A 10,686-nucleotide genomic window follows, 5' to 3' on the forward strand; every position below is an offset into this window, starting at 1 on the left:
GACCTCCCGCGCCAGCGCGGCCACATCCGCCACGCGCCGCGCCGCGCCCGCGACGCGCACGCCTTCCAGCGCCAGCGCGCGCGCCACCGCACGCCCGATGCCCTGGCTGGCGCCGGTGACCAGCGCGCGACGCCCCGCGATGCCGAGATCCATGCCGTTCCTCCCGTGGTGCCGGCAGTCTCGGCGCCCCGGCCCGCCGCGGCAAGCGCCGGGGCGGTTGACGTCGCCGCCGCGTCCCGGGAGCCTCGCGTCCCGGTCAGCCAGGAGACGCGCGATGGAAACCCGCTGGGAGAAGATGACGGCGCCCGAGCTGCGCGCGCTGGCGGCGCGCGACGCGGTGGTAATCCTGCCCGTCGCCAGCCTGGAGCAGCACGGCCCCCACCTGCCGGTCTGGACCGACAGCTTCATCGGCCACGCCGTCGCGGTGCGCGGCGCGGAACTGGCTGACGACCTGCCCGCCGTGGTGCTGCCGCCGATGTGGATGGGCCTGTCGGAGCACCATTTCCCCTTCGGCGGCACCATCAGCCTGGACTACGCCACCTTCCACGGCGTGCTGCGCTGCGTCGTGCGCTCCATCATGGCGGACGGCTTCCGCAAGCTGTTCCTGCTCAACAGCCATGGCGGCAACATCGAGCCGCTGGCGGTCTCCGCGCGCGAACTCGCGCATGAGTTCGGCATCCCAGTGGTGACGAGCATCGTGACGAAGCTGGCGCCGCAGGCGATCCGCGACGCGCTGACGACGCAGCCCGGCATACAGCACGCCTGTGAGGGCGAGACGAGCCTGTGGCTGCACCTGGATCCCGCGCAGGTGCGGCAGGACCAGGTGCCGCACAGCGTCTCGCCCGGCGGCTTCTCCTCCGCCGACCAGGCCGCGACACGCTTCTGGTCCTTTGCGGAACGCGCGCCGGTGACCGGCGTGCGCGGCGACCCGCGCGCGGCCACGGCGGAGACGGGGCGCGCGATCTTCGAGGCGATGGCCGAGGGGTTGGCGGCGATGCTGCGAGATGCCTCGATCTGGCAGGCGCCGGACGCGGTCTGGGCGCCGGGGCGGGCGCGGGGCGGACGCTGACGTCGCTGTGCGCGGCAGCGTCAAGATTTGCCTGCTGGCGGCACAGCTCACATGCTCTCGACGGGGCTTACGATCCCGGCGCGTCACACAGAGGTCGCCGCGACCAAGTTGTTGATGCGGAACGGGCACACGCCTTCGCCATGGGCGGCGCAACCATTCGACCCGCCGGGCTCAGCCCCCTGATCGGAGGCGAAGGCCCACGAGGCCGAGCAGGCCGGCGCCGAGGATCGCCAAGCTCGCCGGCTCCGGCACTGTCGGAGGAGGGACGGCGATGCTGTAGGTGAACACTGCCTGCCCGCGATCGCCATCATAGGTGAACTGGTCGGGGCTTTGGCCGATGGCGGAGAACAGGACAGTAATGGAGTTGCTGGTGAAGCTCACCTGAGGCTCGGGAACCGCAGTACCGACAAAGCCACCATAGAAGGCCGGGTCGAAGAGCGGGACATAGCTGACGGTCGTGACGCCGGTGATGACCGCCTCCGTGATACCGGTGATTGCCAATTGGCCGAATCCGTAGTTGCCGTGCTCCCGCCCCGTAAGGGTGATAACTCTCGCCGAGGTGTCCAGGTCCACGTCGAAATAGCCGCCGCAGCCCCCGCCGATCCTGTGCGTGCCGTTCAGGACGTTTCCGGTGGCGAAGGGCGCCGTATTTCGGAGTGTGCGGCAGGATCCGAAAGCGAAGCCGCTGTTCTGGGTGAAGGTCGCGGCGCTCGCCTCGCTCAGCGCCGCCCCTGTCGCCAGCGCTACGGCGAGTAGTGCCGTGTGTGGAAACAGCTGCAACATTATCAACCCCATGACATGCCAACCCGGGAAAGTATAAGTTTGTTCCATTATATAAGAAGCGAAATATAAGAAATTCTCCCGTCGCGCATGGCTGGCGTTCGCCCTTAAGGACGGCAAAAGGTGCCCCGCAATTCACGAGCCTCTGCTGCAAGTGACCCCGAAAGGCGCGCCTGCCTGCCCCGACCGAACGCTTTCATGCAGGCGTGCTGCCTTCGGCGCGCGTGACCCCAGGCGCGAAACAGCTTACCTCCGCACCTCGCTCTCGAAGGGGATGCGCAGCCGGGCGCCGGGCAGGATGTTGTCGAAGGGGCGGTCGGGGCCGGTGTCGCGCAGATGCTCGCGGCCGAAGGTCATGCCCTGGCGGCGCTCGGGTTGCAGCACCATCGGCTCCAGCGTGGGATCGAGCCTGTTGGCGAAGCGGTCCGGCGGCGCCTCGATGGCGCGGTTCGGCACCGGCGCGGGGTCGAATCGCGTGCGATCGGTCGGCGTCAGGCCGAGCGGCTCGTTCATCGTCTTGGGCATGCGCGGCTGGCTGCCACCCGGGCCCAGCGGGCGTGCGGCGGTTGAGGCCGCGTCGCCCGTGCGGGCCTGCGCGGTGGCGACCTCAGGCAGAAGCGGCAACAGCAGCATCGCCGTCGCGAGCAGGCCGATCCGGGTCATGCGCCCTCCGCCAGGGGCGTGGTGCCCCGAAGATCCTCGACCGGGTTGGTGCGCGGCGCGCCGAGCGGCCCGGGGCCGGCCTCGCGCCAGGCCCGCAGCACCCAGTGCACCGAAGGGAAGGCGAGCTCCGCCCAGGGGATCTCGTCCCAGTCGAACAGCCTGACCTCCAGGCTTTCGGGCCCCGCGGCGAATCCGGGCGCGGCGAGTCGCGCGCGGAACAGCACTTGGACCTGGCCGATCCGCGCGATGGAATAGAGCGCCAGGACGCCGTCGATCGCGATCTCGGCGCAGGCTTCCTCCCGCGCTTCGCGCTTCGCGGCTTCCTCGACCGTCTCGCCCAGTTCCATGTATCCGGCGGGGATGGTCCAGAAGCCGCGGCGCGGCTCGATGGCGCGGCGGCAGAGCAGGATTCGGCTCCCCACGACCACGACCGATCCGGTCACGACCTTCGGGTTCTCGTAGGCGACGAAGCCGCAATCGGCGCAGGTGAGGCGCTCGCGGTCCTCCCCTTCCGGAATGCGGCGGACGAAGTTGGCGGCGCCGGCGGACATGGACCGAAAGTGCGGCTTCGCCACGCGGCCCGCAAGCCGCGCGTGATCACGGAGCGCGGGCGGGCCGTTCCGCGCGTAGCCCAGCTCGCTGCGGCCGTCGTGAAACAGTGCGCTGCCGTGTCAAAACCGCTTGACAGCATGCCGACCTGTTTATAAAATATTAACAATAATACATTTTCTAGTTCTTTAGACTCGAAAATAGGGAGAGACCAGCGCCATGTCTGACAGCTACTTCTCCTATATTTTCTATGCTTGGAATGGAGATCAGTGGGGTGGATTCTTCTACGACGACACCGTAGACTATAATGCGGGCGCCGTATTGTATGATTATGGCGGATACTACTATATCTCTGGTGAGACCCCGCAGGGCCGCGATTTGGGTTCGTTCGGCATAAACGAGGGGGATATCTATACCAACTGGTATTATGACTTCAACTCGGGACAATTTTTGACTGTCGAGAGTGCTGGCATGTACCGCACTGGCACCGGCGGTCTGGGGTCGGAGTATGACCGCGCTTGGAACGGCGCCGCGTGGGATGATTTCGGAGACGGCGGCTTCTATCAGGCTAGCGCGGAACTGCCCGATTCGTACTTCACCTGGACGTTCTATGCCTGGAGCGGCGACCAGTGGGGCGGCGTTCTTTATGATGACAGCCGTGATTACCGCGTCGGCGACGTGCTCTATGACTCCTTTGGTTACTACTACATAAGTTCAGAGATTGAGTACGGGTACGACCTTACTGCTGGCAGCGGCATCAAGGAAGGGCACGTTACAACAAGCTGGTACTGGGATCAGACTGCGCAAAACTATCTTTCGGTCTATAGCGGTGGTTGGTGGGCCACTGGGAATTCCGGCCTCGGGTCCGAGTATGATTACACTTGGAACGGCCAGAACTGGGACGACTTCGGTGATGGAGGATTCTACCAATCCAACGGGCCGGCCTCAGATAGCTACTATACATGGGTGTTCTATGCCTGGAGTGGGGATCAGTGGGGGGGTGTTCTGTATGACGATTCTCAGGATTATGGCGTAGGATCGATCATTTATGATGACTATGGATACTACTATATCAGCAGCGAATATGTTTATGGATATGACCTAGGCTCGTCCGGCATCGATGAGGGGCGCGTTCTGACGACTTGGTATTGGGATGCAAGCTCCGCCTCATTCCTGTCGGTTGCGAGCGGCGGTTCCTATGCGACCGGCTTCTATGGGCTCGGCTCGGAGTACGACAGCGCATGGAGCGGAGAGAACTGGGACGACTTTGGCTCCGGGGGATGGTACCAGGCGAACGCTGTGCCGCCGGATTCCTATTTCTCCTATGTCTTCTACGCTTGGAGCGGAGATCAGTGGGGCGGTTACTTCTACGATGACAGTCGGGATTACAGCTGGGGCTCGACGGTTTGGGACAGCTACGGTTACTATTACATAACTGGTGAATACGAATATGGATATGATTTGGGTTGGGCGGCAGAAGGTACAGTCTATACTACTTGGTATTGGGATGCCTGGTCTTACAGCTATCTTGATGTTAGCAGCGACGGGTATTACGCGACTGGGTTCTACGGCCTAGGCTCGGAGTACGACTACGTCTGGAACGGCTGGCGCTGGGACGATTTCGGAGACGGCGGCTGGTATCAGGCGTCCTGGTGGAGCTGATCCAAACTCCTGCTACGACACAAGATCGGCTTTGAGCTGACGGCTGGATCGGCCGTCAGACCTTCAGGTCGAGCAGCGAGCCGCGCGGCAGCGGCGAGGCTGGCGGCGGCGGCAGGGCGTCCAACCGGCGCATCGGCTCGGGCGTCGCGGTGGCGCCCGGCACGGCAGAGGAGGTGGCGGCGCGGGCCTGAACCGGCCCCTGCAGGCGGGAGACTTCCGCCGTGAAGGCGGCGAGGGAGTTCATGGCGATCATGCGCAGCACCATGGGCCGCAACTCTGAACGCCGCGTTAAGCGGAGGCGGAACGAACGGGGCGGAACGCCGATGGGCCGCATGGCCGGACCATGCGGCAACCATTCATTAACCTTCCAGAAACCCTGAGTTGTGCCGGTGCAATTCCTATCGGATGGTTAACGCAGCCCCGGCCTCACGCCGTCTCAAGTGCCGCGACACCGGGCAGGGTCTTCCCCTCCAGCCATTCCAGGAAGGCGCCACCGGCGGCGGAGACGTAGGTCAACCGATCCGCCACCCCCGCATGCTTCAGCGCGGATACGGTGTCGCCGCCACCCGCGATCGACTTCAGCCCGGAGGAGGCGGTCAGCGAGGCGACCGCCTGGGCCACGGTGACCGTGGCGTTGTCGAAGGGCGGGGTCTCGAAGGCGCCGAAAGGGCCGTTCCACACCAGCGTGGAGGCGCGGCGCAGCCGGGCTTCCACCGCGTCCACCGTCTCCGGCCCGACATCCAGCGCCATCATGCCATCCGGCACCCGGTCCGCCGCCACGGTCCGGGTCGCGGCATTCGGAGCGAACTCACCGGCTACCACCAGGTCCAGCGGCAGCAGGATCTCGCAGCCCTTCGCCGCCGCCTGGTCCAGGATCTGCCGCGCGGTGTCGTGCATCTCCGCCTCCTGCAGGGACCGGCCCATGGCGTGGCCCTGCGCGGCGAGGAAGGTGTTGGCCATCGCCCCGCCGATCACCAGCACGTCCACCTTGCCCGTCAGGTTGCCCAGCAGGTCGAGCTTGGTGGAGACCTTCGCCCCGCCGACGATCGCCACCACCGGCCGCGCGGGATTGCCCAGCGCCGCGTCCAGCGCCTTCAGCTCCGCCTCCATGAGCCGCCCGGCATAGGCCGGCAGCAGCCGGGCGACGCCCTCGGTCGAGGCATGGGCGCGATGCGCCGCGGAGAAGGCGTCGTTGACGAACGCGTCGGCCAGCTTCGCCAGGCCCGCGGCCAGCGCCGGGTCGTTCTTCTCCTCGCCGGCGTGGTAGCGCGTGTTCTCCAGCAGCAGCACCTCGCCGTCCTTGAGCGCGGCCGCGGCGGCCTCCGCCTCCGGCCCGACGCAGTCATCGGCCCAGGCGACGGGGCGGCCGAGCGCGGTGGACAGCGCCTCCACCATCGGCTTCAGCGACATCTCCGGCACGCGCTTGCCCTTCGGCCGGTCGAAATGGCTGCACACGATCACCCGCGCGCCCTTCTCGGCCAGTTCGCGGATGGTGGGGCAGAGCCGCTCGATGCGGGTGCGGTCGGTGATGCGGCCGTCGCGCACCGGAACGTTGAGGTCGGCGCGCAGCAGCACGCGCTTGCCGCCAGCGGGCGTGCTAGGGTCGAGGTCGTCGAGGGTGCGGAACGGCATGGCTCGTGTCCTGGCGGGGAAGACGGAATGACGATGACCGCGTGGGTCCGTATCTCGGTGGCGATGGCGTTGGCGCCGGTCCTAGCATCGGCCCAGCCGGCCTTCCAACCACCCCCGCCGGCGTTCCAGACGCCGTCAGGAAATGTGCACTGCCGCTGGGATGCCGGCGCGCTCCGCTGCCAGGCGCAGGAATTCGACGCGACGGCGCCGGGAGTGCCGAGCTGCACGCCGCCCTGGCCGGGCCTGCTGTCGCTGCGGCCGACCGGCCACGCGGAGACGCCGTGCCGCGGCGCGGCGCTGCGCAACGAGGACGACTTCGTCCTGGGCTACGGCGCGCGCTGGATCGGCGCGGGCGTCACCTGCGAATCGGAGGAAGCCGGCCTCCGCTGCGCCAACGGCGCCGGCCACGGCTTCCAGATCAGCCGCAGCCGGCTCACGCTGTTCTAACGGCGCCCGGCGGGCTCAATCGCCGGCCAGCGCAGCGGGCCTCGGTCCGTTCGACCTGTTGCCACACAGGCCTTCAACCCGGACGCGCATTGGGTGTGACAGGATCAGACAGATGCGCGGCGCCGGCCCGCCGGGCCGGCGCCACACCCCGTTCAGAGCCGCCCGAACAGCCCCGCGGTGTCGCTCATGCGGTTCGAGAAGCCCCACTCGTTGTCGTACCAGGACAGCACGCGCACCAGCCCGCCATCCACAACCTGCGTCTGCGTGGCGTCGAAGGTGCTGCTGTGCGGGTCGTGGTTGAAGTCGATGCTGACCAGCGGCGCGGTGTTGTAGCCGAGGATGCCGCGCAGCTCGCCCTCGCTCGCCGCCTTCATCGCCGCGTTCACCGCTTCCTTCGTGACGCCTTCCTTCTGCGGCACGAAGTCCAGGCTCACCAGCGAGACGTTCGGCGTGGGGATGCGGATCGCCGTGCCGTCCAGCTTGCCCTTCAGCTCCGGCATGACCAGCCCGACCGCCTTGGCGGCACCGGTGCTGGTCGGGATGGCGCTGACCGCCGCGGCGCGCGCGCGGTGCAGGTCCTTGTGCAGCGTGTCCACGGTGTTCTGGTCGCCGGTATAGGCGTGGATGGTCACCATGTAGCCGCGCAGGATGCCGAAATTCTCGTGCAGCACCTTGGCGATCGGCGCCAGGCAGTTGGTGGTGCAGGACGCGTTGGAGATGACCGTCATCTCCTTCGTCAGCGTCTTGTGGTTCACGCCATACACGATGGTCGCATCCGCGTTGTCGCCGGGCGCCGAGATGATCACCTTGCGCGCGCCGGCGGTCAGCAGCGCGGAGGCCTTCTCCTTGCTGGTGAAGATGCCCGTGCACTCCATCGCGACATCGACGCCCTGGAACGGCACCTTGGTCGGGTCGCGCTCGGCGCTGACGGTGATCGGCGCGTAGGTGCGGCCGTTCGCCTTGATCAGGATCCGGTTGCCGTCCACGCCGACCTCGCCGGGGAAGCGGCCATGCACGCTGTCGTAGCGGAACAGGTGGGCGTTCGCCTCCACGCTGCCGAGGTCGTTGATCGCGACGCATTCCACGTCGTCGCGCCCGCTCTCGATCATCGCGCGCAGCACCAGGCGCCCGATGCGCCCGAACCCGTTGATCGCAACCTTCACGGCCATGTTCGTCAGTTCCTTCCCCGGGGAATTCAAGCCAACCGCTTCTTCACGGCGGCCACGACGGCCTCCGCGGTGATGCCGAAATGCCGGAACAGCGCCTCCGCCGGCGCGCTGGCGCCGAAGCCCTGCATGCCGACGAAGATGCCGTCAGCGCCGATCCAGCGCTCCCAGCCCATCGGCGCGGCCGCCTCGATGCCCACGCGCAGCGCGGCGCCCAGCACGCCGGCGCGGTATCCTTCGTCCTGCAGGGCGAAAAGTTCCCAGCAGGGCAGCGAGACCACCGCCGTCGGCACGCCCTCCGCCTCCAGCGCGTCGCGCGCGGCCACCGCCAGATGCACCTCCGACCCGGTTGCAACCAGCGTCGCCTGCCGCTCGCCGGAGGCCTCGGCCAGCACGTAGCCGCCGCGGGCGCAGCGGTTCTCGCCGCTGTCGGACCGCAGCGCCGGCAGGTTCTGCCGCGTCAGCGCCAGCACGGAGGGACCGTCGGCGCGCTTCACCGCCAGTTCCCAGCACTCCGCCGTCTCGATCGCATCCGCCGGGCGGAAGACGCACAGGTTCGGCATGGCGCGCAGGCTGGCCAGGGTCTCCACCGGCTGGTGCGTCGGCCCGTCCTCGCCGAGGCCGATGCTGTCATGCGTCAGCACGTGGATCACGCGCTGGCGCATCAGGGCTGCCAGCCGGATCGCCGGGCGCATGTAGTCCGCGAAGACCAGGAAGGTGCCGGAATACGGGATGATGCCGCCATGCAGCGCCATGCCGTTCATCGCCGCCGCCATCCCGTGCTCCCGCACGCCGTAATGGATGTAGCGCCCGGCATAGTTGCCCGGCGCGATCACCGGGATGCCCCTCACGTTGGTGTTGTTCGATCCCGTGAGGTCGGCCGATCCGCCGACCATCTCCGCGACCGCCGGCACCAGCGCCTCCAGCGCACGCTGGGAGGCGATGCGGGTGGCGATCTTTGGCTTCTCCTCCGCGTGCCGGGCGCGCAGCTCGGCCAGCTTCTCGTGCCAGCCCTCCGGCAGCTTGCCGGCTACGGCGCGCTCGAACTCGTCCTTCTGCGGATGCTTGGCCAGGCGCTTCAGCCAGGACCGCCGGGTGCCGGCACCGCGCCGGCCGGCTTCCTCCCAGCGGGACTTCAGCCCCTCCGGCACCTCGAAGGGCGGGTGGTTCCAGCCCAGCGCCGACTTCGCCGCCGCCGCTTCCGCGGCACCCAGCGGCGCGCCGTGGCTGGCCGCGGTGCCCGCCTTGGTGGGCGCGGCGAAGCCGATGATGGTGCGGCAGGCGATCAGCGTCGGCTTGTTGCTGCGCACCGCCCAGGCCATCGCGGCGGCGACCTGCTCGTGGTCGTGCCCGTCCACCCGGCGCGTCGCCCAGCCATAGGCCTGGAAGCGCTTCAGCGTGTCGTCGGTGAAGGACAGCGCGGTGTCGCCGTCGATCGAGATGGAGTTGTCGTCCCACAGCACGCAGAGACGATCGAGCTTCAGGTGGCCTGCCAGGGACGCCGCCTCGTGGCTGATCCCCTCCTGCAGGTCGCCGTCCGAGGCGATGACCCAGGTGCGGTGGTCCACCAGGCTCTTGCCGAAGCGCGCGGCCAGGTGACGCTCGGCCAGCGCCATGCCGACGGCGGTCGCGATGCCCTGGCCAAGCGGGCCGGTGGTGGTCTCGATGCCCGGATGCTCGCCGTATTCGGGATGGCCGGCGGCAGGGGAGTGCAGCTGGCGGAAGTTGCGGATCTCCTCGATCCCCATCCCCGCCTGGCCGGTCAGGTGCAGCAGCGCATAGAGCAGCATGGAGCCATGCCCGGCCGAGAGCACGAAGCGGTCGCGGTCGGGCCAGCGGGGATCGGCGGCGTCGTACTTCAGGAAGCGGCTGAACAGCACCGTCGCCACGTCCGCCATGCCCATCGGCATGCCGGGATGGCCGGACTTCGCCTGCTCCACGGCATCGATGGCCAGCGCCCGGATGGCATCGGCCATGCGCCGCGTCTCGGTCGCCGGCCGGGCCAGCAGCTTCGCCTGGAGCGCCTGGGCGGGGGTGGGCTCCGTGCGCGGCTGGGTATCGGGTTCGGTGCTGGCCAACGGGGGGTCCTGACGGCTGCCGGAAGGGCGCCGCCGCTATAGAGGCGCCCCGCCCCCCGGACAACCCGCCGGAACGACCGGCCTCAGGGCGTCGTGGCCGCCGCGAGGGCCTCCGGCCGCAGCCGGTAGAGCGTCCAGTCCGGCCAGGCCGCGACGCGCTCGGCCAAGGGGGAGGCGTCCAGCGCCGCGCGTGCCACCGGGTCCCGCACCACGGCCACCCGGATGCCATGCGCGGCCAGCGCCGCAGCCTCGCCCCCGGCGCGCAGGCCGAAGGGATCCCCGAGGTAGCGCGCGATCCGCGCCTGGTCGCCCAGCCGGTGCAGATGGGCGGCCATCGGCACGTGCAGCGCGACGTCGGGCGCGGGTGCATCCGCGCTGGTCACGAACAGGCGCGGCGCGCCGGAGCCGACCATCACCTCCAGGAAGTCGAGGTTGCCCAGGCTGTCCACCACCGCCCGCCCGCCGCCCAGCCGGGCGAGTTCCGCCACCGCGGCGCGCCCGGCCTCCGCATCGTGGCGCCAGGTGCCGGTCTCCCAGTTGAACATGCCGCTGCGCGCCAGCCGCAGGTCGCGTGTCGCCGGCAGCGCGACCGCCGGGGCCAGCACCAGCGCCAGCGCCAGCCCGGGGGCAAGCCGCAGCC

Annotated in this window: 12 protein-coding genes; 3 read left to right on the forward strand and 9 right to left on the reverse strand. The window is 68.6% G+C overall.

Annotation, left to right across the window (positions count from 1 at the left end):
• A partial coding sequence (locus OZN99_RS17035) for an SDR family NAD(P)-dependent oxidoreductase (RefSeq protein WP_270936468.1) occupies positions 1-153 on the reverse strand: 153 nt, incomplete at its 3' end.
• Positions 154-274: 121 nt separating this feature from the next.
• Between OZN99_RS17035 and OZN99_RS17040 the strand changes: the two genes are divergently transcribed.
• On the forward strand, positions 275-1,069 hold the full coding sequence (locus OZN99_RS17040; protein WP_270936458.1) for a creatininase family protein: 795 nt from the start codon (positions 275-277) through the stop codon (positions 1,067-1,069).
• A 171-nt stretch (positions 1,070-1,240) separates the two neighbouring features.
• Here the strand turns inward: OZN99_RS17040 and OZN99_RS17045 are convergent, their stop codons facing one another.
• The 3 genes from OZN99_RS17045 to OZN99_RS17055 all read right to left on the reverse strand — a co-directional run bounded on the left by OZN99_RS17045 (position 1,241) and on the right by OZN99_RS17055 (position 3,063).
• A complete protein-coding gene (locus OZN99_RS17045; protein ID WP_270936459.1) occupies positions 1,241-1,852 on the reverse strand; it encodes a PEP-CTERM sorting domain-containing protein in 612 nt (203 codons plus the stop codon).
• Between the two features lie 243 nt (positions 1,853-2,095).
• Complete coding sequence (locus tag OZN99_RS17050) at positions 2,096-2,512, reverse strand: hypothetical protein (RefSeq protein ID WP_270936460.1); 417 nt, start codon at positions 2,510-2,512, stop codon at positions 2,096-2,098.
• Positions 2,509-3,063 carry an NUDIX hydrolase gene (locus tag OZN99_RS17055; protein WP_270936461.1) on the reverse strand — a complete coding sequence of 185 codons (555 nt, stop codon included), beginning with the start codon at positions 3,061-3,063 and terminating at the stop codon, positions 2,509-2,511. Before OZN99_RS17055 ends, OZN99_RS17050 begins: the two co-directional genes overlap by 4 nt.
• A 217-nt stretch (positions 3,064-3,280) precedes the next feature.
• On the opposite strand from OZN99_RS17055, the gene OZN99_RS17060 reads away from it, so the two are divergent.
• On the forward strand, positions 3,281-4,723 hold the full coding sequence (locus OZN99_RS17060; protein ID WP_270936462.1) for a hypothetical protein: 1,443 nt from the start codon (positions 3,281-3,283) through the stop codon (positions 4,721-4,723).
• Between the two features lie 55 nt (positions 4,724-4,778).
• On the opposite strand, the gene OZN99_RS17065 is transcribed toward OZN99_RS17060, so the two are convergent.
• Positions 4,779-4,988, reverse strand: coding sequence for a hypothetical protein (locus OZN99_RS17065; protein ID WP_270936463.1), 210 nt, complete (start codon positions 4,986-4,988; stop codon positions 4,779-4,781).
• A 161-nt stretch (positions 4,989-5,149) separates the two neighbouring features.
• Positions 5,150-6,355 (reverse strand): phosphoglycerate kinase, encoded by a 1,206-nt coding sequence (locus OZN99_RS17070; protein ID WP_270936464.1) that lies wholly within the window; start codon positions 6,353-6,355, stop codon positions 5,150-5,152.
• A 27-nt stretch (positions 6,356-6,382) separates the two neighbouring features.
• On the opposite strand from OZN99_RS17070, the gene OZN99_RS17075 reads away from it, so the two are divergent.
• Positions 6,383-6,802, forward strand: coding sequence for a DUF6636 domain-containing protein (locus OZN99_RS17075; RefSeq protein WP_270936465.1), 420 nt, complete (start codon positions 6,383-6,385; stop codon positions 6,800-6,802).
• 152 nt (positions 6,803-6,954) lie between these two features.
• On the opposite strand, the gene gap is transcribed toward OZN99_RS17075, so the two are convergent.
• The 3 genes from gap to OZN99_RS17090 all read right to left on the reverse strand — a co-directional run.
• Positions 6,955-7,971, reverse strand: coding sequence for a type I glyceraldehyde-3-phosphate dehydrogenase (gene gap, locus OZN99_RS17080; RefSeq protein ID WP_270936466.1), 1,017 nt, complete (start codon positions 7,969-7,971; stop codon positions 6,955-6,957).
• Between the two features lie 26 nt (positions 7,972-7,997).
• The gene (tkt, locus tag OZN99_RS17085; protein ID WP_456299884.1) at positions 7,998-9,944 is read right to left on the reverse strand and encodes a transketolase; all 1,947 of its coding nucleotides are present in this window, start codon (positions 9,942-9,944) and stop codon (positions 7,998-8,000) included.
• Between the two features lie 185 nt (positions 9,945-10,129).
• Positions 10,130-10,686: hypothetical protein (locus OZN99_RS17090; protein WP_270936467.1), on the reverse strand; the 557-nt coding region annotated here is incomplete at its 5' end.

Source organism: Falsiroseomonas oryzae (assembly GCF_027856955.1).
Taxonomy (GTDB): domain Bacteria; phylum Pseudomonadota; class Alphaproteobacteria; order Acetobacterales; family Acetobacteraceae; genus Falsiroseomonas; species Falsiroseomonas oryzae.